Annotated in this window: 20 protein-coding genes; 13 read left to right on the forward strand and 7 right to left on the reverse strand. The window is 66.2% G+C overall.

What is annotated here, in order from left to right:
- Window positions 1-909, reverse strand: a complete 909-nt coding sequence (locus K3181_RS12250) for a DMT family transporter (protein ID WP_221603375.1) — start codon at window positions 907-909, stop codon at window positions 1-3.
- Between the two features lie 54 nt (window positions 910-963).
- Between K3181_RS12250 and K3181_RS12255 the strand changes: the two genes are divergently transcribed.
- Together K3181_RS12255 and K3181_RS12260 are read left to right on the forward strand one after the other, a co-directional pair.
- Window positions 964-2,076: an alkene reductase gene (locus K3181_RS12255; RefSeq protein WP_221603376.1), complete on the forward strand. Its 1,113-nt coding sequence runs from the start codon at window positions 964-966 to the stop codon at window positions 2,074-2,076.
- Window positions 2,077-2,107: 31 nt separating this feature from the next.
- A complete protein-coding gene (locus tag K3181_RS12260; protein ID WP_221603377.1) occupies window positions 2,108-2,983 on the forward strand; it encodes an HpcH/HpaI aldolase/citrate lyase family protein in 876 nt (291 codons plus the stop codon).
- Here K3181_RS12260 and K3181_RS12265 read toward each other — a convergent pair.
- Together K3181_RS12265 and lipB are read right to left on the reverse strand one after the other, a co-directional pair.
- Window positions 2,980-3,297: a hypothetical protein gene (locus K3181_RS12265; RefSeq protein ID WP_221603378.1), complete on the reverse strand. Its 318-nt coding sequence runs from the start codon at window positions 3,295-3,297 to the stop codon at window positions 2,980-2,982. The two genes, K3181_RS12260 and K3181_RS12265, sit on opposite strands and share 4 nt — an antisense overlap.
- The gene (gene lipB, locus K3181_RS12270) at window positions 3,294-3,965 is read right to left on the reverse strand and encodes a lipoyl(octanoyl) transferase LipB (RefSeq protein WP_221603379.1); all 672 of its coding nucleotides are present in this window, start codon (window positions 3,963-3,965) and stop codon (window positions 3,294-3,296) included. Before lipB ends, K3181_RS12265 begins: the two co-directional genes overlap by 4 nt.
- Window positions 3,966-4,023: 58 nt before the next feature.
- Between lipB and K3181_RS12275 the strand changes: the two genes are divergently transcribed.
- The gene (locus tag K3181_RS12275) at window positions 4,024-4,848 is read left to right on the forward strand and encodes a glycerophosphoryl diester phosphodiesterase membrane domain-containing protein (RefSeq protein WP_221603380.1); all 825 of its coding nucleotides are present in this window, start codon (window positions 4,024-4,026) and stop codon (window positions 4,846-4,848) included.
- On the opposite strand, the gene K3181_RS12280 is transcribed toward K3181_RS12275, so the two are convergent.
- Entirely contained in the window at window positions 4,845-5,438 is a 594-nt protein-coding gene (locus tag K3181_RS12280) for a class I SAM-dependent methyltransferase (protein ID WP_221603521.1), read from the reverse strand. The two genes, K3181_RS12275 and K3181_RS12280, sit on opposite strands and share 4 nt — an antisense overlap.
- A 137-nt stretch (window positions 5,439-5,575) precedes the next feature.
- Between K3181_RS12280 and K3181_RS12285 the strand changes: the two genes are divergently transcribed.
- Entirely contained in the window at window positions 5,576-6,943 is a 1,368-nt protein-coding gene (locus K3181_RS12285; RefSeq protein WP_221603381.1) for an MFS transporter, read from the forward strand.
- Window positions 6,944-6,988: 45 nt separating this feature from the next.
- Here K3181_RS12285 and K3181_RS12290 read toward each other — a convergent pair whose 3' ends face one another.
- Entirely contained in the window at window positions 6,989-7,333 is a 345-nt protein-coding gene (locus tag K3181_RS12290) for an arsenate reductase family protein (protein ID WP_221603382.1), read from the reverse strand.
- A gap of 154 nt (window positions 7,334-7,487) precedes the next feature.
- Between K3181_RS12290 and K3181_RS12295 the strand changes: the two genes are divergently transcribed.
- Complete coding sequence (locus tag K3181_RS12295; RefSeq protein ID WP_221603383.1) at window positions 7,488-9,611, forward strand: TonB-dependent receptor; 2,124 nt, start codon at window positions 7,488-7,490, stop codon at window positions 9,609-9,611.
- Here the strand turns inward: K3181_RS12295 and K3181_RS12300 are convergent.
- Together K3181_RS12300 and K3181_RS12305 are read right to left on the reverse strand one after the other, a co-directional pair.
- A complete protein-coding gene (locus K3181_RS12300; RefSeq protein WP_221603384.1) occupies window positions 9,608-10,156 on the reverse strand; it encodes a (2Fe-2S)-binding protein in 549 nt (182 codons plus the stop codon). The two genes, K3181_RS12295 and K3181_RS12300, sit on opposite strands and share 4 nt — an antisense overlap.
- Window positions 10,157-10,178: 22 nt before the next feature.
- On the reverse strand, window positions 10,179-10,946 hold the full coding sequence (locus K3181_RS12305; protein WP_221603385.1) for a class II aldolase/adducin family protein: 768 nt from the start codon (window positions 10,944-10,946) through the stop codon (window positions 10,179-10,181).
- A 122-nt stretch (window positions 10,947-11,068) separates the two neighbouring features.
- Here K3181_RS12305 and K3181_RS12310 point away from each other — a divergent pair, with 122 nt between their 5' ends.
- The 8 genes from K3181_RS12310 to K3181_RS15670 all read left to right on the forward strand — a co-directional run bounded on the left by K3181_RS12310 (window position 11,069) and on the right by K3181_RS15670 (window position 21,114).
- A complete protein-coding gene (locus tag K3181_RS12310) occupies window positions 11,069-12,418 on the forward strand; it encodes an MATE family efflux transporter (RefSeq protein ID WP_221603386.1) in 1,350 nt (449 codons plus the stop codon).
- A 65-nt stretch (window positions 12,419-12,483) separates the two neighbouring features.
- The gene (locus tag K3181_RS12315; protein ID WP_221603387.1) at window positions 12,484-14,868 is read left to right on the forward strand and encodes a chemotaxis protein CheA; all 2,385 of its coding nucleotides are present in this window, start codon (window positions 12,484-12,486) and stop codon (window positions 14,866-14,868) included.
- Complete coding sequence (locus tag K3181_RS12320; RefSeq protein ID WP_221603388.1) at window positions 14,865-15,299, forward strand: chemotaxis protein CheW; 435 nt, start codon at window positions 14,865-14,867, stop codon at window positions 15,297-15,299. The genes K3181_RS12315 and K3181_RS12320 overlap by 4 nt, the downstream gene beginning before the upstream one ends.
- A 56-nt stretch (window positions 15,300-15,355) precedes the next feature.
- Window positions 15,356-15,721 (forward strand): response regulator, encoded by a 366-nt coding sequence (locus K3181_RS12325; protein WP_221603389.1) that lies wholly within the window; start codon window positions 15,356-15,358, stop codon window positions 15,719-15,721.
- Window positions 15,722-15,731: 10 nt separating this feature from the next.
- The gene (cheB, locus tag K3181_RS12330) at window positions 15,732-16,820 is read left to right on the forward strand and encodes a chemotaxis-specific protein-glutamate methyltransferase CheB (protein WP_247715096.1); all 1,089 of its coding nucleotides are present in this window, start codon (window positions 15,732-15,734) and stop codon (window positions 16,818-16,820) included.
- Window positions 16,811-17,674 (forward strand): CheR family methyltransferase, encoded by an 864-nt coding sequence (locus tag K3181_RS12335; protein ID WP_221603390.1) that lies wholly within the window; start codon window positions 16,811-16,813, stop codon window positions 17,672-17,674. Before cheB ends, K3181_RS12335 begins: the two co-directional genes overlap by 10 nt.
- 102 nt (window positions 17,675-17,776) lie before the next feature.
- A complete protein-coding gene (locus K3181_RS12340; RefSeq protein WP_247715097.1) occupies window positions 17,777-19,315 on the forward strand; it encodes a putative bifunctional diguanylate cyclase/phosphodiesterase in 1,539 nt (512 codons plus the stop codon).
- Window positions 19,312-21,114, forward strand: coding sequence for a methyl-accepting chemotaxis protein (locus tag K3181_RS15670; protein WP_247715098.1), 1,803 nt, complete (start codon window positions 19,312-19,314; stop codon window positions 21,112-21,114). Before K3181_RS12340 ends, K3181_RS15670 begins: the two co-directional genes overlap by 4 nt.
- Window positions 21,115-21,159: the final 45 nt, after the last annotated feature.

Here is a 21,159-nt window from a genome sequence, read left to right on the forward strand (position 1 = left end):
TCAGCGAACCCGGCCGACCTTGCCCGGTACCCGCGCGAGGACCAATGCCGCACCGACGAGCGCCATTCCGATTATATCGAGCGGCACGAGCAGTTCGCCGAAGACGAGCCAGCCCACCAGCGCCGCGATGGCAGGCTGGGTGAGCAGCGCCATGCCGATGATCAGCGGCGGGAAGTGCCGCAGCGAGTAGACCAGCAGGCCCTGCCCGACGATCTGGCTGCTGAGCGCCAGGACGAGCACCGGCGTCCAGCCCGCGGCACCCGGCAACACCGGCTCGCCCACCGCGAGCGCCATGCCGAGCAGCAGCGGAGTGGCGGCGATGCTGACCAGGAGCAGCACCGCCCATGGCCCCAGCACCGCCCGCGCGCGCTGCGCCGGCAGCAGGTAGAAGGCATAGAATAATCCGGCCGCAAGGCAGAACAGGTCGCCGACAAAGCTCGTGCTCGAAATCTCCAGGCTGCGCCCGAGGAGGATGGCCGCGCCCGCTAGCGCAGCGGCCACGCCGGCCGCTTCGGTGCTCAGCGGAGCACGGCGCGCGGCGATCAGGCCCCAGACCATCAGGATCACGCTCCCCGCATTGCCGAACAGAGTCGCGTTGGCGAGACGGGTACGCTCGATTCCGATATGCCAGCTGGCGAGATCGAAGGCGAAAAATGCGCCGGCGAGCATGCACAGCAGCGCGAGCTTGCGATTGAACGGCCCCGGCGATCGCCCCCGCCAGGCCAGCAGCGCGAGCAGCGGCAACGGCAGCAGCAGGCGCCAGAAGGCTGCCGAGACGGGGCCGGTATCGGCCAGGCGGACGAGCCATGGCCCCAGCGCCAGTGCGACATTGCCGGCGATGAGCGCGGCGAAGTGCCACGCTCCGGCCTGAAAGCCATTCTTGTCCGGCGGGGCGGTTGCGCGGTCCATGACCCGCCCCTAGCTCAATGACCAAGTCGCGCCAGCAAAAAGGATTTGTCCAGCATGCACGATAGTCTGTTCCAGCCGCTGACCATGGGTGCCCTCGAGGCGAAGAACCGCATCTTCATGGCTCCGCTCACGCGCGGTCGCTCGACCCAGCCCGGTTCGGTCCCCAACGAGATGATGGCAACCTACTATCGCCAGCGTGCCAGTGCGGGCCTGATCATCTCGGAAGCAACCGGGATCAGTGTCGAAGGCCTTGGCTGGCCCGCCGCCCCCGGCATCTGGAGCGATGAACAGGTCGAAGGCTGGAAGCTGGTGACTGATGCGGTACACGAGGAAGGCGGCCTCATCGTCCTCCAGCTGTGGCACATGGGACGCCTGGTCCACCCGCTGTTCCTCGGCGGCAATTCGCCTGTCTCGGCGAGTGCGACGACCGCCCCCGGGCATGCGCACACGTTCGAGGGTCGCAAGGACTACGAACAGGCGCGCGAGGCGACCACCGAGGATATCGAGCGCATCGTCGAGGATTACCGCCACGCCGCCGAAAACGCGAAGAAGGCCGGCTTCGACGGGGTCCAACTGCACGGCGCGAATGGCTATCTGGTCGACCAGTTCCTGCGCGACAGCACCAATCTGCGCAACGACGAATATGGCGGCAGCCCCGAAAATCGTACGCGTTTCCTGCGCGAAGTCCTGACCGCCCTGATCGACGTCTGGGGTGCGGATCGCGTCGGCGTGCGCCTCTCGCCCAATGGCGAGACGCAGGGCTGCGACGACAGCGACCCTGCCGCGACCTTCGGCGCCGCCACCCGCGTCGTCGAGGAACTCGGCCTTGCCTTCCTCGAGCTGCGCGAGCCGGGTCCCGAGGGCACTTTCGGCGCGACCGAGGTTCCCAAGCAGAGCCCGCTCATTCGCCAGCTCTATTCGGGCGCCCTGGTGCTCAACAGCGATTACACGCCCCAGGGTGCGGTGGCGGATATCGACGCCGGCCGGGCCGATGCGATCAGCTGGGGTCGCGACTTCATCTCCAACCCCGACCTGCCCGCGCGCTTCCGGCTGGGCTCCGCAATCGCCCCTAATGTCAATGTTCCGCATAGCTGGTATGGATCTGGGCCGGAGGGTTACGTCGATTACCCGATGCTAACCGAGCTGGAGCAAGCTGCCGCTGGGTGATTCGCCGTGCGGCGAGAAACTGGAGGCAGGTTTGCGCTCGTGGATCCTGATCCCGGCGGATAGCGAAAAGGCGCTCGGTGCAGCGGCCGGGGCAGGTGCCGAGGCCGTAGTCATCGACCTTGCCCGCCCCTTGCCGCCTGCCCAGCAGGCCGCCGCAAGGACCGATGCGGCTGATTGGTTGCGCGCGCATCGCGAACAGGTGCTCGCGCAACGCAGGTTCGAGCGCTGGGCGCGCATTCCCGGTCTCGATACGCCGCATTGGCGCGAAGACCTCGAAGCCGCAATGAACGGGTCACCGCATGGCATCGTGCTGTCGCACTGCCGCAGTCCGGAAGACATTCGCCAGCTCGCCTCGGTGCTTTACGAGATCGAAGACCAATTGGGGCTGGCCGCCAATGTCACGCGGATCGTGCCGCAGCTGGGTTCGACCCCGGCCTGCGCCCTCGCGCTGGGGCGCCTCGTCGACGAATTGCACCCCCGGGTCAGTGCGCTGACCTGGGATGCCGTCGCGCTGGCCCATGCCATCGGTTCGCGCCGGCTGCGCGGCCCCGGAGGGCGCTGGAGCGACCCGCTCGCGCAGGTGCGCGGACAGCTGCTGCTCATCGCGCATGCCCGCGGGCTCGGGGCGATCGAATATCCGTTTCGCGAGATCCGCGACGAGGATGCCGGACTGCGGATTGCCGAAGCGGCCAGGGCCGACGGCTTTACCGGCATGTTCGCGATCCACCCTTCGCAGGTCGCGGGCATCAATGCCGCTTTCGCCCCGATCGAAAGCGAGACGAGCGAGGCGAGGAAGGTCGTCTCGGCATTCGCCACCAATCCCGGCGCGAGCATGGTGACGGTGGGCGATCGCCGGGTCGGGCCGACCGAACTGCTGCGTGCCAAGCGCCTGCTCGGCGAGGATTAGTCCTCGGCAGGGGCCTCTGCGGCGGGCTCCGCCGTCTCCGCCGGTGCCGCCTCACCATCGCCTTCCGCGCCATCGGCCTCTCCCTCGCTCGCGGCAGGCGTGGCAGCCTGCGATGCGGGCTCTTCGCGGATGGAAGGCGCCTGCGAACGCAACCGGTCGAGCGGGAGCATGTCGTCGCTGATCGTGCCCCCCAGCACCTCGCCCTGGGCATTGCGCCCGGCCTCGGCCTCGGTCTCTTCGGCAGGTGTATCGTCGCCGCAGGCCGACAGGAGCACCGCGCCGGCGGTTAACAGGACAGCAGTTCGAAACGTCATGGCAGCGCGCAGGCCCTCCCTTCGAGCGCTTCGAGGAAATCGCCGAAGCGCGCCCGCAATGCCTCATCGAAGGCGGCGGGCGCAAGGTCGATTCCGAGCCGCTGGAGGCTGGTGACGCCGAACTCCTCGATCCCGCAGGGAACGATGCCGGTGAAATGCGAGAGATCGGGGGCCAGATTGACCGAGAAGCCGTGCATCGTCACCCAGCGCCGCACGCGCACGCCGATCGCGCCGATCTTGGCCTCGCGGCCATCGATATCGCGCGTCCAGATGCCGATCCGCCCTTCGCTGCGCCAGCTTTCGACGCCGATCTCGGCCAGCGTCGCGATCACCCAGCCCTCGACCGAGTGGACGAAGCAGCGCACGTCACGGCCGCGTTGCTTGAGATCGAGCATGACATAGCCGACGCGCTGGCCGGGACCGTGATAGGTATAGCGTCCACCGCGGCCCGCCTCGACCACCTCGAAGCGCGGGTCGAGCAATTCGGCCCCGTCGGCGCTGGTCCCCGCGGTATAGACCGGCGGGTGTTCGAGCAGCCAGATCATCTCCGACGCCTGCCCCTCGGCAATCGCACGGTTGCGCTCGGTCATGGCATCCAGCGCGTCGCGATAGCCGACCTGCCCCGGCTCCGCGCGCCATTCGATGGTTTCGGGTGAAGGCGTGGACATGCGCGATTGCGTGGCGACTGGCGAAGCGCTTATCAAGGGGCAAAGGAGAGAGGCCCGCATGAAATTCGATCTCGACACTGCGTGGAAGGATGCCACCGGATTGCTGTCGCGCAATTTCGGGCTGCTGGCGGTGATCGCCGGCGTGTTCTTCTTCCTCCCCTATGCCGGGATCACCCTTGCCCTGCCCGAAGTGAGCCAGCTGCAGAATGCGCAGGCGACCGGCAATCCCGAGGTCATGATGGCTGCGGTGACCGACCTCTACGTCGGATATTGGTGGGTCTTCCTGATCCTCGCCGTGGTCCAGGGCGCCGGACTTCTGGCGATGCTGGCGCTGGTCCGGCGGCGCGCCAACCCCACGGTGGGTGAGGCATTGACCACCGGGGCGCGATCGGTGCCCAGCTATATCGCTGCACAATTGATGCAATCGGCGCTGATCGTGATCGTGGCGATGCTGCTGGTCGGGTTCGGCGCGGTCACCGGCCTGCAGATGCTCGCGGCGCTCGGCGGGGTGATCGCCTTCGTCGTCATCTGCTATCTCGTCACCAAGCTCTCGCTCGCCGCGCCGGTGATCGCGATCGAAGGGGAACTCAACCCGCTCCGGGCCCTGCAGCGCTCGTGGTCGCTCACGCGCGGCAACAGCATGCGCCTGTTCGCCTTCTACCTGCTGTTGCTGATTGCCTTCATCGTCCTGTCGGCGGTTCTCTCGCTGGTCTTCGGCCTCGGCTTCGCGCTGTTCGGCGAACAGGCGGCGCTGCTCGGCGAAGCCGTCGTCTCGGGTTTCGTCAATGCGACGATGATCGTGATCATGGTCTGCGTGCTCGCGGCGGTGCACACGCAGCTCAACCGCCTGGCGAGCGAGCCGGACGGCGCGGTCGAAGCCTAGTCGTCGCTTTCCTTCCAGCCCCAGAAGAGCTGGCAGGGAAGCACGTTCCACAATTCGAAACCCCGGTCGATGCGGCGGAAGTGCTTGGCCATGAAGTCGCGCGCCTTGGCCGAGAACTGGTAGACGAGGAAAGCGCCACCGGGACGGATCACATCGTGGGTCGCCTTGGCGATCGCCGGACCGACCCCGTCGGGTAGCGTCGAGAAGGGCAGGCCCGAGAGGACGTAGTCCGCCCCGTCATGACCATGGGCCTTGACGATTTCGACCACATCCGCCGCCGAACCATGCACCGCGTGGAAGCGGCTGTCGCGGTAGTGCTTGCGGAGATAGTCGATGTAGAGCGGATTGGTGTCGATCACGATCAGCGTGCCGTCGCGGCGCAACCGGTCGAGCACCGGCTGGCAGAAGGTGCCGACGCCCGGCCCGTATTCGACGAAGACCTCGCACCGCCCCCAGTCGACCGGCGCCAGCATCTTCTCGATGGTGAAGCGCGATGAGGGAATGATCGATCCGACCATGCGCGGATGCTCGAGGAAGCCGCGGAAAAACACGCCCCACTGACCGAAGAAACGCGCAGCCTTCTGGCGCATGCTGGGTCGTTCGATTACGCCAACGCTTTGATCCGAATTCAAGTGAGACTTCCTTGCGACCACAGGCAACAAGCCTGCGGTCTGGCAGCCTGTCTTCGCCATTGCAAGCCGCCCGACCTCGGCTTACCCGACGTGCTATGGCCGAAACCGATCCCGCCTCCACGCTCGCCCGGCCCGCGCCGGCGGCCTCCTCCGCCATTCCCCGCGGGCGCATGGCGTTGCTCTTCACGGTGATGCTGACCACGGCAGCGGGAAACACCGCCATGCAATCGGTGATGCCCTCGATCGGCACCGAACTGGGTGTGGCCGACGTGTGGATCAGCCTGGCCTACAGCTGGTCGGCGCTGCTGTGGGTGATCTGCGCGCCGCTGTGGGCCGACCGTTCCGACCGGCGCGGCCGCAAGGCGATGATGGCGCTGGGCCTGGTCGGCTTCATCGTCAGCTTCACGCTGTGCGGCGCGATGCTGTGGCTCGGCCTCAACGGCATTCTCGGGGCGACCGCGGCGCTGCTCGCCTTCGCCTCCGCGCGCAGCCTCTACGGCGGCTTCGGCAGCGCCGCCCCGCCGGCGGTGCAGGCCTATGTCGCCAGCCGCACGCCGCGGGCGCAGCGCACGCAGGCACTCTCGCTGATCGCCTCAAGCTTCGGTCTCGGCACGGTCATCGGGCCCGCGCTCGCCCCGCTGATGGTGCTCCCGGTGATCGGGCTGACCGGGCCCTTCCTGATCTTCTCGGCCATCGGCGTGATCGCGCTGGTCCTGTTGCGGCTGCGGCTGCCCGACGACGAACCGCAGTTCCCCGCTCGCGGAACCACCGCGGCCTATGCCGGCGGTGCCAATGCCACCAATGCGGATCCCGATCCCGACCGCGACGGAGAGGCGCAGGAAGTCGAGCCGCAGGCCTCCGCACGCAAGCTGCGCTGGTTCGAGCCGCGGCTGAGACCGTGGATCGTCTGCGGCCTGCTCGGCGGACACGCGCAGGCCATGGTGCTCGGCATAGCGGGCTTCCTCGTGCTCGACCGGCTCGGCCTGCGAGCGACCCCGGCAGAGGGCACCGGCCCGATCGGGCTAGTGCTGATGGCGGGCGCACTGGCCACCCTGCTCGCCCAATGGGGGATAATCCCGCGCTTCGATCTCGGCCCGCGCGCCGCCACGCTGCTCGGCATTGCCACCGCAGCGGCGGGCACGGTGCTGCTCGGCGTCGCGCAGGACCTGCACCTCATCGCCCTGTCCTTCGCGCTCGCCTCGCTCGGCTTCGGGCTGTTCCGCCCCGGCTCGACGGCGGGTACATCGCTTGCGGTCACGCGCGAGGAGCAAGGACAGGCGTCGGGCATCACCGCCTCGGTCGCAGGGGCAAGCTACATCTATGCCCCCGCGCTCGGCGTGTGGTCCTACAATCACTCGGAATGGGTCGGGTTCGGCCTGATCGTCGGCCTGTGCCTGACCGTCTTCGCCTATGGCTGGGTCGCGCTGCAGCCCGATAGCGAACTCACGCGCGAACGGCGCTAGTTTGTTCGCCTGACGGCTCGGCCGTTCCGTCCCGCACGCAACAAACTAGAGAATTTCGAGCACATTGTCCTGCGGGCGGCACAGGCGCACGCCCTTGTCGGTTTCCACCAGCGGACGCTCGATCAGGATCGGATCGGCCGCCATCGCCGCCAAGACGGTATCGGCCGGCGCGTCCGGCAGGCCGCGCTCTTCCGCATCCGTTCCGCGCAGACGCAGACCCTGGTTAGGCGTGATGCCCGCGTCGCGATAGAGCTGCGCCAGCTTCTCTGCGCTCGGCGGGTCCTTGAGGTACTCGATCACCTCGACCTCGACCTTCGACAGGTTTTCGAGGATCGCGAGCGTCTTGCGCGACGTACCGCATTTCGGATTGTGCCAGATGGTCGCTTTCATGGGTCGAATCTCCTGCTGTCCCGTGGCTGCCTAAGCGAGCTCCGCCAAGACCGGAAGCAAGGCCTGCGATTTTTTCACGCAAAACTTGCAAATGCGAATAGGTCTCAATAGCAGGCCAATTATTGAGAATCACACGCAAGACTGAAGGTACTCCATGAGGGATCGTTTTTCGCGCGCCGCACTCCTCGCCGGCGCAGCATTCCTAGCTACGGCAACCGCGGCCCAGGCCGATGATATGGCCCAGCCCGAGCGCGACTATCTGCCTAGCGACATCGTCGTGACCGGCACCTTCGAGGGCTATGATGTCACCGACGGTTCGACCGGGACCAAGACGCCGACCCCGTTGATCGACGTGCCACAGGCGGCCACGATGATCACCGAAGACCAGCTCGAAGACCAGGCCATAACGCAGCTCAACGAAGCGCTTCGCTATGTCCCGGGCGTTTCGCTCGATACCGGCGAGGGCCATCGCGACCAGGTCTACATCCGTGGCCAGGCGAGCACCGCCGACTTCTATCTCGATGGCCTGCGCGACGACGCGCAGTATTATCGCTCGCTCTACAATGTCGCCCGAGTCGAAGTTCTCAAGGGATCGAATGCGCTGATCTTCGGCCGCGGCGGCGGCGGCGGAATCATCAACCGCGTCAGCAAGACGGCCAAGTTCACCGGTACCGAACTCGGCTTCGATGCTTCGGTCGACAGCTTCGGCGCATTCGCACTCAGCGCCGACGTCAATGAAACACTCTCGGACACGGTCGCGCTGCGCCTCAACACCACCTACGAGGAGTTCGCCAGCCACCGCGATTTCTACGACGGGCGTTTCATCGGCGTTTCGCCCACGGCAAGCTTCCGACTGGGTGAAACCACGACGCTGACCGCGCACTACACCTACGATGACGATTCGCGCGTGACCGACCGTGGCATTCCCTCGCTCGACGATGGCGATGCCAACACCGCCGACGGCCCGCTCCGGGGGTTTGACAAGACCTTTTTCGGCAACCGCGACTTCAACCGCGCCACCAACATCGCCCACATCGCGCGCTTGCGTCTCGATCATGAGTTTTCCGACGAGTTGAGTGTCAATGTCAGCGGCCAGTTCGCCGACTACGACAAGTTCTACGCCAATGTCGTGCCGAGTGGCAGTGACGGCACGGTCGTGGATCTCGGCGGTTACACCAGCACGACCGACCGGCAGAACTGGATTGGCCAGGCGAACCTCGTCTGGGATACCGATTTCGGCGGCATCGGTAGTACCTTCCTCGCCGGCTTCGAAGTCGGCGACCAGTCGACCAATTCCCTGCGCACCGAAGTCGATTTCGGCGGCGGCGTCGAAGATATCACCCGCCCGCTCCAGCGTCTCATTCCCGTTCCGGCCGTGGGTATCGGGCGTACCACGAACTCCAGGGAAACCGATCTTGGCACTTTCTCGGCCTATGTGCAGGAACAGCTCGATTTCGGCATCGTCCAACTGGTCGGCGGCCTGCGCTTCGATCGCTTCGACCTCGAAGCGACCGATCTGATCGACCCCACGGCTCCGGTCACTACCGATCGCGTCGACGAGAAGTGGAGCCCGCGCCTCGGCGTGATCGTCAAGCCGCAGGAAAGCCTCTCCCTCTACGCCAGCTATTCGACGAGTTTCCTGCCGCAGTCGGGCGACCAGTTCAGCTCGCTGAGCAGCACCGATGCGCAGCTCGAACCGGAAAAGTTCGAGAACTACGAACTAGGGGCCAAGTGGGCGATCACGCCCAAGCTGTTCGCGACAGCGGCAATCTTCCGTCTCGACCGGTCGAACACCACGGCTGCCGACCCAGCCAATCCGGGCTTCGTCATCCTGACCGGATCGAGCCGCGTCGAGGGGTTCGAGGCCAGTCTCGCCGGTGAAATCCTGCCGAACTGGCAGGCAAGCCTAGGCTACACCTATCTCGACGGTGAGATCCGGACCGACACCGATCGGGCGGCTGCCGGCACCCCGCTCCAGCAGTTGCCCACCCACCAGATCGCGCTGTGGAACCGTGTCGACCTCACCGAGAACTTCGGCCTGGGCGCTGGCGTGGTCTACCAGGACGAGCAGTTCGCAAGCATTAGCGGCGATGTCATTCTGCCCGATTACGTCCGGGTCGATGCCGCCGCCTATTACGCCGTCAGCGAGAGGGTGAGCATCCAGCTCAACATCGAGAACCTGTTCGATGTGAACTATTACCCAAGCGCCCACGGCGACAACAACATCCAGCCCGCCGAGCCCTTCAGCGCGCGGATCGGCGTTCGCCTGGCGCTCTAGTCGTTGCGTTCGGGGGCGCTGATTGCGGGGATCTCCCGCGCGGCGTCCCCGGCGCTCACGCCGGGGGCGGGAGCGGCGCTGATCGTTTCGGCCCGCCGCGCGACCCGCCCGGCGCGCTCGATCGCCCGGACCAGACGCGGATAGACGCCGCAGCGGCACAGATTGGGGATCGCCGCCTTGATCTCCGCCTCGCTCGGGGTCGCGGTCTTCGCCAGCAGCGCGCTCGCCGCCATCACGATGCCCGGCGTGCAATAACCGCACTGGATCGCCTGTTCGGCGATCATCGCCTGTTGCACCGGGTGCGAACGGTCGCGGCTCAGACCCTCGATCGTGGTGATGAAGCGCCCCTCGGCTTCGGCAATGGTGATCAGGCAGCTGCGCAGCGCCTCGCCGTCGACATGGACCATGCAGGCGCCGCAATCGCCGATCCCGCAACCATATTTGGTCCCGGTGAGATTGGCAGCGTCGCGCAGTGCCCACAACAACGGCGTGTCGGGGTCCATCAGGAAGCGCACCGGCTTCCCGTTGACGGTCATGCTGGTCATGGGGCGCTTCTAGCGCGGGCGGTCAGTATTTCCAGCTGTCGTCCAGCTTCGACACGCGGCGCTTCCACGCCTCGAAATCGAAGACGCCCGCCCCGCCCTGCGAAGCCATGACCGAAAGGTCGCGCTGGTGGACGTCGACGACGTCCTGCGAAATGATATTCGCCTCGCCCTGGCTGAGCGTCGCCACCTGGATCTCGCAGGCGCGCTGCAGCGCCCACATCTTCACGAACATGCCCGGAATGGTCTTGTCCATCACCACCGGGCCGTGGTTGCGCAGCATCAGGATCGAATGATCGCCGAGATTTTCGACCAGCCGCTCGCCCTCTTCCGGACGCACGGTGACCCCCTCGAAATCGTGATAGCCGATCTGGCCCTGGAAATTGCAGGCGTAGAAATTGGTCGGCAGCAGCCCGCCCTTGTGGCTGCACACTGCCATGGTGGCGGTGGTGTGGACGTGGCAGATCGCATTGGCGCGATTGCCCAGCGTCTTGTGGAAATAGGCGTGCTGGGTGAAGCCTGCCTTGTTGACCATGTATTGCGAGGGGCCGACATTGTTGCCCTCGACGTCGATCTTGACGAGGTTCGACGCGGTCACCTCGTCATAGAGCAGGCCGAAGGGATTGATGAGGAACACGTCCTCTTCGCCCGGCACCGCGACCGAGATGTGGTTGTAGATGCTCTCGCCCCAACCCAGGTGGTCGAAGATGCGATAGCATGCGGCGAGGTCCTGCCGCGCCTGCCATTCGGCATCGCTGCATTCGAAATCGCGGGTCTTCATCTGCGTGGCCATGGCGTGCTCTCTCCGTCAGCAGTCCTGTTTCGCAACCTGTATCGCATGGCGGGCCGCGAGTCCGCAAGCAAGGAGGAGTTGGCGCTAGGCAAGCCGCCCCTGCCCCGCTAACGCCCCGCTCGATGAGCGAGACGGCCAAACTCACCCGGGGGAGCATTCGCGGCCATCTCGTCGGGCAGACTTTGCCGATGATCTTCGGCGTCGCGGCGATCATGTCGGTGGGACTGATCGACGCCTATTTCATCGGTCGGCTGGGCGCCCAGGAGCTCGCCGCAGTGAGCTTCATCTTCCCCATCACCATCGCGCTGTCGAGCCTCGGCGTCGGGGTCATGGTGGGGATCAATTCGGTCATCTCCCGCGCGCTCGGCGAAGGCGACGTCGCGCGGGCCGAACGACGCGCCAATTTCGGCGCGATCTTCGCGCTGGCCACCGGCGTGATCCTGGGGCTGGCGCTCTACCTGCTGCTCGATCCGCTGTTCGGGCTGATGCAGGCCTCCGACGCGCTGCTCCCACTGATCCGCGAATACATGCGCCCCTATGCGCTGGGGCTGCCGGTGATGCTGCTGCAGATGGGGCTCAACGGGGTGCTCCGCGGACAGGGCGAGGCGCGCAAGACCAGCTACGTCTCGCTGACCTTCTCGATCGCCAACTGGATACTCGACCCGATCCTGATCACCGGCGCCTTCGGGATCGGCGGATTCGGCATCGCCGGCGCCGCCTATGCGACCATCGCGGGCTTCTTCCTCGCCATCCTCGTCGCGCTGTGGCTGATCCGGGGGGCGCAATTGCAGATCCACCCCGCGACCATCCGCGATTGCGACGTCGCCGCCTCGAGCAAGGCGATCCTCTCGGTCGCCGGACCCGCCGCTTTCTCCAATGCGATCAATCCGATCGGCCTCTCGGTCCTCACCGCGCTGCTCGCCAGCCAGGGCGAGGCGGCGGTGGCCGGCTTCGGCGCGGCTGGACGGCTGCAGAGCTTCGCGGTCGTGCCGCTGCTCGCGCTCTCGGGCTCGATCGGCGCCATCGTCGGCCAGAACTGGGGCGCCCGCCGCGCCGACCGCGCGCGCCGGGCGATGTGGTGGTCGGCGCTGTTCTGCCTCGGATACGGGACGGCGATAGCGCTGGTGCTGTTCTTCACCGGCGACTGGTTCGCCGACTTCTTCACCGACGATCCTGCGGTCATTGACGAATTCTCGCGCTACCTCGCGATCTCGGTCTGGGGCTATGCCGGTTTCGGCCTGCTGATCGTCGCCAACGGCGCGCTCAATGCGGTGGACAGGGCCGGATTTGCCCTCACCCAGAGCGCAGTGCGCGTGTTTCTCGTGATGCTGCCCTTCGGCTGGCTGCTGCGCGCGAACTGGGGCTCGTCGGCGATCTATGCCGCCGAACTATGCGCCAATCTCGCGGGCGGCGCCCTGGCCGCCTATGTAGTCTGGCGAGTGCTGCGCTCGGGGCCCGAAAAGAGGCCCTGAACCCACACCAAACGTTAACCATCCTCGTCCATAGCCGGTCTCATCGTACGAGGGGCTTTTTGATCATGGACGACCTGCTGGCGGATTTCGTCGCGGAAACCCGGGAAATGCTGGAGGCGAGCGGCGGCGAGATCGTCGCTTGGGAGGCCGACCCTGCCGACAAGGCGCGGCTCGATACGATTTTCCGTTTCGTCCACACGGTGAAGGGCAATTGCGGCTTCTTCGACTTCCCTCGGTTGGAAAAGCTGAGCCATGCCGCCGAAGACGCGCTGGCCGATTGCCGTTCGGGCCGCCGCGATCCCGATCGCGCGCTCGTTTCGGCGGTGCTGGCGATCATCGACCGCATCAGCGAGATGACCGATTCGATCGAGGCGGGCGAAGACTTTCCCGACGGCGGCGACGACGAGCTGATCGAAGCACTGCAACCGAGCGAGACGGTCGAGATCGTCGGCGAATCCAGGGAAGCCCCTTCCGCGCCGATGTCCGCCGACAGCGAAGAGACCGCCGCCCCCAAGGCGGCACGCAGCGCCGGCGTCCAGCGTTCGATCCGCCTGCCCACCGAATTGCTCGACGAAGTGATGAAAGGCGTGTCGGACATGGTCCTGGCGCGCAACGACCTTGCCCGGCGGCTGCGCGACGCGGGCGAACAGCCCGAGATCGACGGCCCCTTCGACCGGCTGAGCACCATCCTCGCCGACGTCCGCACCGCGATCACGCGCATGCGCATGCAGCGGCTCGAACATCTCTTCAGCTCGCTCCCGCGCCTCGTCCGCGACCTGTCGAACGAACTCGGCAAGCAGGTCATGGTCGATTTCGAGGGCGGCGAGGTCGAACTCGACCGCGAGATGGTCGAAATGGTCCGCGACCCGCTGACCCACATCATCCGCAATGCGCTCGATCATGGTCTCGAAGGCCCCGGCGAGCGCATCAGGGCCGGCAAGCGCGAGCTCGGCCTGCTCAAGTTCGCCGCACGCCAGTCGGGCAACCAGATCACCCTCGCGATCACCGATGACGGGCGCGGCATCGGCACCGACCGCCTCGCCGCAAAGGCGGTTGCCGCCGGCATCTACAGTCAGGCCGAAGTCGACGCGATGTCGGAACGGCGCAAGCAGCATCTCATCTTCGAACCCGGCCTCTCGACCGCCGACAAGGTCAGCGCGGTTTCGGGCCGCGGGGTCGGCATGGACGTCGTGCGCGCCAATCTCGAGCGCGTCGGCGGATCGATCGACGTCGTCAGCAAGCCCGGCGAAGGCACCAGCTTCTACCTCAAGCTGCCGCTGACGCTCAGCATCATCGCCGCGCTCACCGTGGGCAGCGGCAGCCAGCGCTACGCGGTCCCGCGCAGTTTCGTCGAGGAAATCGTGTTCGGCTCCAGCGAACATGTCGAATTCGCCGAGGCCGGCGAACGCCAGCTCGTCACCTTCCGCGGCAAGCGTGTGCCCTGCCTCTCGCTCGGCACCATCCTCGGCACCAAGGCGCTCGAGGACATCGAGTGGCGGAACAAGACGCTGGTGCTGATCCGCCTCGCCAGCGAGGAGGTGTTCGCGCTCGCCGTCGACCGCGTCTACGACCACGAGGACGTGGTAGTGAAGCCGATCGCACCCGCGGTCATGGAAACCGGCCTCTATGCGGGCACGACGCTGCTCGACGACGGTCGCCCGATGATGCTGCTCGACCTGCCGAGCATCGCGCAGAAGTACCAGCTGGTGAACGAGATGCGCAGCGCGACCCGCGTGGTCGAGGAGGAGCAGGTCGAACAGCGCAAGAGCCAGCCGATCATGCTCTTCACCGGGCTCGACGGCCGCCGGCGTGCGGTCCGGCTCGAACTGGTGCGCCGGATCGATACCGTCGCCCGCGAAGCGATCGATATCGAAGGGGCCCGTGCCCAGGCGGTCATCGATGGCGCGATCTTCACGCTGGTAGGCCACGAATACGGTCCGCTGCCGGAAGAGAAATGTCGCCTGCTGCGCCTGTCGGACGGCGATTGCGAAGTCGCCTACGCGGTTCAGGAAGTGCTCGACGCGGCCGCCATGGACGGCGACATCATTCCTTCAGCGGCCGATCCCTCGATCGAGGGTGTGACGCTGATCGGCGACAAGCCCGTGCCGGTGATCGACGGCCACGCGCTCTTCGCCAGCCATCGCCGCCCCCAGGCCAGCGCCCAGCCGATGACCTGCCGCCTGCCCGCGCGCAGCGACTGGGCGCGCACGATCCTCGAGCCGCTGGTCGAGGCGGCCGGCTACCGCATCGCCACCGACGCGCAGGAAGAAGCGGATGTCGCGATCGAGCTGGCCGAGGAGCAAGCGACGCCCCCGGGTCCCGCACGCCGCGTGATTCGCCTGCGGCCCGAACCCGAAGCACCCGACGGTGCGAACGACAGCATCTATCGCTACGACCGCGAGGCCCTGCTCGCCGCGCTCAAGCAAGCCCGATCGGGGAAGACCGCATGAACGAACTCCTGCTCCTGTGCCGCATCGCCGGGCGCAACGCCGCAATCCCCGCAGTTCGCGTGCAATCGGTGATCGAAGTCGGCGACATCACTCCACTGCCCGGTGTGCCACGCTTCATTCGCGGGCTCACCGCGCTGCGCAGCCAGGCGCTGACGGTGATAGACTGCTCGGTCGCGCTCGGCTTCGAAAGCCAGCCCGAGAACCCCGAGCAGCGCGCGGCGGTGGTCGATGTCGATGGCCATCTCTACGCCCTGCTGGTCGAGGCCGCCTATGATGTCGGTGAAGCGCGTAGCGATGCCATCGAGGTACCCGGCGGCTTCGGCGCCGGCTGGCAAGCCGCCGCGCGCGGGCTGGTGGAAACCGATACCGGCCCGACGCTGCTGATCGATATCGAAACGCTCGTTTCGGGCCCCGTCGCCCAGGCGGCTTAAGCGAATAGTTACCCTCCGGCGATAGGAAACGCTGGAAAACACCAGAGGTCATTCACATGAAATCCTGCCTTATCGTCGACGATTCGCGTGTCATCCGGAAGGTTTCGAGACATATTCTCGAGACGCTGGGCTTCGCCGTCGAGGAAGCCGAAAACGGCCAGGAAGGCCTCGACAAATGCGCCGAGGCCATGCCCGACGTGGTCCTGCTCGACTGGAACATGCCGGTCATGACGGGCATCGAATTCATCACCCAGCTGCGTCAGCGGGACGGTGGCGACAAGCCCAAGGTGGTCTTCTGCACCACCGAGAACGACGTCGCGCACATCCGCGAAGCGATCAGCGCGGGCGCCGACGAATACGTCATGAAGCCGTTCGACCACGAAACTCTGCAGATCAAGCTCCAGCTTGTCGGCATGGCCTGAGGAGGCTTCCATGGGCGCTCCTCTGCGTTCCGAATTCCGGGGTACGGGTGCCACCAGCGGGACCTGCGCCGACCCGGTGCGGGTGATGATCGTCGATGATTCGCTGACCGTCCGCACCGTCTTCTCGCGCATGATCCAGCAGGAAGACGACATGCACATCGTCGCCACGGCGAACACGGCGGAGAGCGGGCTCGCCGAACTCGCCAAGGCCGGACCCGACGTGATGCTGCTCGACCTCGAAATGCCCGGCATGGGCGGCCTCGAGGCGCTCCCGAAGATCATGACTGCGGCGCCCGACACCAAGGTTCTGGTGATTTCTTCGCTGACGGCGGACGGTGCGGAGTCGACCGTCAAGGCGCTCTCGCTGGGCGCGGCGGATACCATGCTCAAGCCGCGGCCGGGCGGGTTCGACGACGAGTACCGCTCCACGCTTCTCGGCAAGATTCGCGCGCTGAAAGGCCGTGCGCCTGATGCGCCGGATGCTGCGCCCGCCGCGACCCGGCGGTCCGGCAAGGCGCCGCAGGTCGTCGCCATCGGTGCCTCCACCGGCGGCATCCACGCGCTCAACCTGTTCCTGGAAAAGGTACCGGCGAATTTCGACCTCCCGATCCTCGTTACCCAGCACCTGCCGGCGAGTTTCATTCCGGTATTCGCCCAGCAGGTGGAAGCCGCTGCGGGACGCCGTGCCGTGCTCGCCGACGAGGGCATTCCCGTCGAACGCGGCGTGATCTACATCGCCCCCGGCCACGGCCACATGGTGGTCCGCAAATCGGGGGGCCGCCGCGTTCTCGGCCTCGCCTATCACCCGGTGAAGAGCGGCTGCATGCCCTCGGTCGATCCGATGTTCGAGACGCTGGCCGAAGCCTATGACGGCCACGTCGCCGGCGTGCTGCTTTCGGGCATGGGCCGCGACGGTACCGAGGGTGCCCACTCGATCCTTTCCGCAGGGGGAACAATCTACGCCCAGAGCGCAGAAACATGCGCCGTCTGGGGGATGCCGCGCGCGATCGCCGAACAGGGTCTGGCAGCCGCCGTCCTTCCCCCCGCCGAACTTGCCGAAAAGCTCATCGCGAGCACAGGAGCCGACGCATGGCAGTAGACGACGCTTCGCACCACATCATTGGGGAACTTCTTGCGCAGCGTACGGGACAGCAACTGACGGAAGGCCGTCGGTGGCGCGTCGCCAGCGCCCTGTCGGGCCTGTTTCGCGAATTCGGTATCGAGAATGTCGACCAGCTCGCCTGCATGCTCGAGCGCCCGGGCGAACACCGCCTCGCGACCAGGGTGGTCGAGGCACTGCTCAACAACGAGACTTATTTCTTTCGCGACCACGCCTATTTTTCGGTGCTCGCCAACCAGGTGCTGCCCGATCTCGCGCGCAAGCGCGAGAACAGGAAGCGTCTGTCGATCTGGTCGGCCGGCTGCTCGACCGGGCAGGAGGCGCTCAGCCTGGCGATGATCTTCGCCGAACAGCCGGGTCGCTGGAGGGACTGGACGATCGAGATCCTCGGCACCGACGTGTCGGGCAAGGCGATCGAAACGGCCCGCAGCGGGCTCTACACCCAGTTCGAGATCCAGCGCGGGATCAGCGTCGCGCAAATGCTCAACTTCTTCGCCGAGAGCAACGGGCAGTGGCAGGCCGCGGACAAGATCCGCTCGATGATCCGCTTCCAGCAGCACAATATCCTCGACTATCCGCCCTCGCCGGGACGGTTCGACCTGGTGATGTGCCGCAACGTGCTGCTCTATTTCGACCCCGAGACGCGGGCCACGGCCTTCAGCCGACTCGCGAGCGGGATCGCTCCCGATGGATGGCTGATGCTCGGCGCGGGCGAAACCGTGGTCGGACAGACCGAGCGGTTCAAGCCGGCCCAATTCGGATCGTCGCTCTACAGCCCGGTTCTGGAGGAATATCCGAAGGCCGAACCCCGCCTGCGCGCGGCTTCTTTCTGACGCCTCGGCACGCGTATAAGCAAGGTAAACCGGTGGTTTACGCTTCCTTAGCGAATGCGCTCTAGGCGGTAATCTGACGACAAAGGGGGCGCGTGTCAGGGGATGATTTCGAGTTCGCACGGGTTTCGCGAGAGCGATAGTACGCGGACCGTGATCTTCGCGCCGATGGCCGTTCTGGCCGTCATTTTCGTGCTGACCTGGGCGGCGGCGCTCGCCAATCGCTATTTCGAATTCGTTTCGCTCGCCACGCTCCTCGGCGTGGGCGCGCTCGCCTTCGGTATCGCGACGGTCGTTTGCGCCTTTGTCGGTCTGCGCCACCTCAACCGGGTCGAACGGCTGGCGCGCACCGATAGCCTCACCTTGCTGCCCAATCGCCGTGCCCTGCACCTCGACATCCAGCATGAATACCGGCAGGGCCACGAGGTCGCACTGGCGATGATCGACCTCGACGGATTCAAGCTGATCAACGATCACTACGGCCATTTCGTCGGCGATGCCGCGATCCGCGAATGCGCCGATATCTTCAGGCAGATCAGCGATGGCGAGGCCGGCGTCTACCGCCTCGGCGGCGATGAATATGCCATGATGATCGGCGGACCGGTGGCGGGCACGCTGCTGGAAGGGCTCTGCCGGCGAATCATCGAACGACTCGCCAAGCCGATCCATGTGGAGGACCGCCGATTGACGCTGGGGGCCAGCATCGGCCTCGCGCGCCGGACCGTGCAGGACGATGTTCCCTCGTCGGAACTGCTTCGGCGCGCGGACATCGCAATGTATGCCGCCAAGCGCGGCGGCAAGATGCGCTGCACCTGGTTCAGCCCCAGCTTCGACAAGAGCCGCGAACAGCTCAAGGAAATGGACGACGAATTGCGGCAGGCGCTCGCGCGGAACGAGTTCCGCCTGCACTTCCAGCCGCTGGTCGACAGCAACACGCGCGTGATCGTCGCGGTCGAATGCCTGCTTCGCTGGGAACGCCCCGACGGCAAATGTATCGGCCCCAACGTCTTCATCCCGGTGGCGGAAGAGAGCGGGCTGATCAATTCGATCGGCCTGTGGGTCCTGCGCGAAGCCTGCCGCAACGCGCTCGAGTGGAACGGGATCACGCTGTCGGTGAACATCTCCGCGGCGCAACTCCGCAATCCCGAATTCCCGATCCAGCTCGGCCACATCCTCGAGGAAACCGGCTTCGATCCGGAACGCCTCGAGCTCGAAATCACCGAAACCTGCCTGGTGCTCGACCCGGTCGTCGCGGAGCGCAGCCTCGCGCTCATCCGCAGCTTCGGGGTCAAGATCTCGCTCGACGATTTCGGCACCGGCTATGCCTCGATCGGCTTCCTGCGCCAGTTCCGCTTCGAAAAGCTCAAGCTCGACCGCAGCCTCGTGGTCCAGGCGAGCGAGGACGACGGCAGCCGTGCGATGATGCTTTCGAGCATCACCGTCGCGCGCGCCATGAAGATGGGCGTCACCGCAGAGGGCGTCGAAACCGAAGAACAGGCCGCCATGGTCCGCGCCGCCGGCTGCGACCAGATCCAGGGCTGGCTCTATTTCAAAGCGATGCCCGCTGAAGACATCGCCCAACACCTCGGCAAGCCCATCGGGCGGTCGCGGAAATCCCAAGACAAAGGAAGCAAGGTCGCATGAGCGCTCTGCAGGATATCGCCAGCGGCATGACCGCCGAACAGGATACCGTGCCCGACATCCATCTGGCCGATGCGATCGGTGTCGGTTCGATTGGAATCGCCGGCGAAGAGGATGACGGCAATACGGCTCGGGGCCTCAACCGCTGGCTGTCGGACAAGTCGGTCGGCCAGAAGCTCTGGGCCATCGCCTCGACCAATATGGCGGTCGTGCTGTTGTGCCTTCTCGCGACCTGCCTCGGCGGCTATTTCGCGCTTCAGGCACGCGCCGAGCGCATGACGCTTTCGGCTGCGGCGGTGACTGCCGAACGCATGGTGGCCGATATCAACACCGGCCGGCTGTTCGTGCAGCGCTATGCCGTATCCGGCGAACAGGCAGACCTGGCCGCGGCGCAGGACGCATTCAACGAAACCGACCGCGACCTTGCCCGACTGGAAACCCATGTCGCCGCAGCCGCTCCGGCAGTGCTGTCGCAGGTCGAACGGCTCGACACGATGCTCGCCGCGCTGCGCAGCCGGGTCAAGGCGGCGGAGTTGTCGCGTGGGACCCAGGCGCAATGGCAGGCATTTTCCGACAGCGTCTATGGCGAGGGCCAGGATTTCGTCGAGCTGGCGAGTGCCACCCGCGGCGAGATCGAGGACATCGGCGCAACCGCCGACACGGAGTCGCGGACCATGGTGATGTGGCTCTTCGTCGCCTTCTTCACGGTCACGGTCCTCGCGCTCGGCATCGCCTGGACGAGCGCGCGCTTCATCGGCCGCGACGTGTCGGGCACGCTGCGGCGGATGACCGACGTCGCCTCGCGCCTCGCCAGGGGCGAGAAGGACATCCACATTCCCGCGACCGGCCGCCGCGACGAGATCGGCGATCTGGCGCGCTCGCTCGAGGTCTTCCTCCAGGCCGCATGGCAGGTCGAGAGAATGTCGAAGGAACAGGACGCCCTCCGCCGCGAGCGCGGCCAGGAGATGGTTCAGTTTGCCAAGCGATTTGAAGCGACGGTCGGCGAAGTGGTCAACGGCGTTGCGTCGGCCTCCGCGCAATTGAAGGAAACTGCCGGGTCGATGGCCGCGACCGCCGAACAGGCGTCGCTGCAAACCACGAGCGTCACCGCCTCGATGGAACAGGCCTCGCACGGGGTTACCGCCGCCGCCGCCGCTTCGGACGAATTCGCCATGTCGATCGGCGAGATCAGCCGCCAGGCCGCGCATTCGGCCGAGCTCGCGCGCAAGGCGACTCACGCGGCCAATGGCGCCGACGACACGATCTCGGCGCTCGCCAGCTCGGCCGAGCAAGTCGGCAAGATCGTCGAACTGATCCAGTCGATCGCCCAGCGCACCAATCTGCTCGCGCTCAACGCCTCGATCGAGGCCGCGCGCGGGGGTGAAGCGGGCCGCGGCTTCGCGGTGGTCGCGAGCGAGGTCAAGGAACTCGCCGCGCAGACCAGCCGGGCGACCGAGGAAATCGCGCAGCAGATCAACGCGATGCAGGATTCGACCGGCGCCAGCGTCGGCGCGCTGCGCTCGATCGCGGGGCAGATCAAGGAACTCGAATCGACCGCCATCTCGATCGCCAGCGCAGTCGACCAGCAGTCGGTCGCCGGGCAGGACCTTGCCCGGAGTATCGACCTCGCCGCGCGTTCGACCGACGAGGTTTCCTCCAACGTGTCGCAGGTTCGCGAAACCAGCCTCGCCACCGGCGCTGCCGCGAGCCAGGTCCTCAATTCCTCGACCGAACTCGAAGCGCAGGCCAGCACGCTTAAATCGCAGGTTTCACGCTTCCTCGAGCACGTGCGCGCAGCTTAACGCGATTTCAAGCAATTCCCCCTTAGGGTTGATGCAGCCTTAAGG

This window comes from Qipengyuania mesophila, assembly GCF_019711655.1.
In the GTDB taxonomy this organism is placed as follows: Bacteria; Pseudomonadota; Alphaproteobacteria; order Sphingomonadales; family Sphingomonadaceae; genus Qipengyuania; species Qipengyuania mesophila.

Coding starts and splice junctions, on each gene's coding strand:
- K3181_RS15670 (WP_247715098.1), top strand. CDS start 19,312: ATGAGCGCTCTGCAGGATATCGCCAGCGGCATGACCGCCGAACAGGAT.
- K3181_RS12295 (WP_221603383.1), top strand. CDS start 7,488: ATGAGGGATCGTTTTTCGCGCGCCGCACTCCTCGCCGGCGCAGCATTC.
- K3181_RS12250 (WP_221603375.1), bottom strand. CDS start 909: ATGGACCGCGCAACCGCCCCGCCGGACAAGAATGGCTTTCAGGCCGGA.
- K3181_RS12325 (WP_221603389.1), top strand. CDS start 15,356: ATGAAATCCTGCCTTATCGTCGACGATTCGCGTGTCATCCGGAAGGTT.
- cheB (WP_247715096.1), top strand. CDS start 15,732: ATGGGCGCTCCTCTGCGTTCCGAATTCCGGGGTACGGGTGCCACCAGC.
- K3181_RS12305 (WP_221603385.1), bottom strand. CDS start 10,946: ATGGCCACGCAGATGAAGACCCGCGATTTCGAATGCAGCGATGCCGAA.
- K3181_RS12285 (WP_221603381.1), top strand. CDS start 5,576: ATGGCCGAAACCGATCCCGCCTCCACGCTCGCCCGGCCCGCGCCGGCG.
- K3181_RS12315 (WP_221603387.1), top strand. CDS start 12,484: ATGGACGACCTGCTGGCGGATTTCGTCGCGGAAACCCGGGAAATGCTG.
- K3181_RS12290 (WP_221603382.1), bottom strand. CDS start 7,333: ATGAAAGCGACCATCTGGCACAATCCGAAATGCGGTACGTCGCGCAAG.
- K3181_RS12280 (WP_221603521.1), bottom strand. CDS start 5,438: ATGCGCCAGAAGGCTGCGCGTTTCTTCGGTCAGTGGGGCGTGTTTTTC.
- lipB (WP_221603379.1), bottom strand. CDS start 3,965: ATGTCCACGCCTTCACCCGAAACCATCGAATGGCGCGCGGAGCCGGGG.
- K3181_RS12255 (WP_221603376.1), top strand. CDS start 964: ATGCACGATAGTCTGTTCCAGCCGCTGACCATGGGTGCCCTCGAGGCG.
- K3181_RS12265 (WP_221603378.1), bottom strand. CDS start 3,297: ATGACGTTTCGAACTGCTGTCCTGTTAACCGCCGGCGCGGTGCTCCTG.
- K3181_RS12320 (WP_221603388.1), top strand. CDS start 14,865: ATGAACGAACTCCTGCTCCTGTGCCGCATCGCCGGGCGCAACGCCGCA.
- K3181_RS12310 (WP_221603386.1), top strand. CDS start 11,069: ATGAGCGAGACGGCCAAACTCACCCGGGGGAGCATTCGCGGCCATCTC.
- K3181_RS12340 (WP_247715097.1), top strand. CDS start 17,777: ATGATTTCGAGTTCGCACGGGTTTCGCGAGAGCGATAGTACGCGGACC.
- K3181_RS12275 (WP_221603380.1), top strand. CDS start 4,024: ATGAAATTCGATCTCGACACTGCGTGGAAGGATGCCACCGGATTGCTG.
- K3181_RS12300 (WP_221603384.1), bottom strand. CDS start 10,156: ATGACCAGCATGACCGTCAACGGGAAGCCGGTGCGCTTCCTGATGGAC.
- K3181_RS12335 (WP_221603390.1), top strand. CDS start 16,811: ATGGCAGTAGACGACGCTTCGCACCACATCATTGGGGAACTTCTTGCG.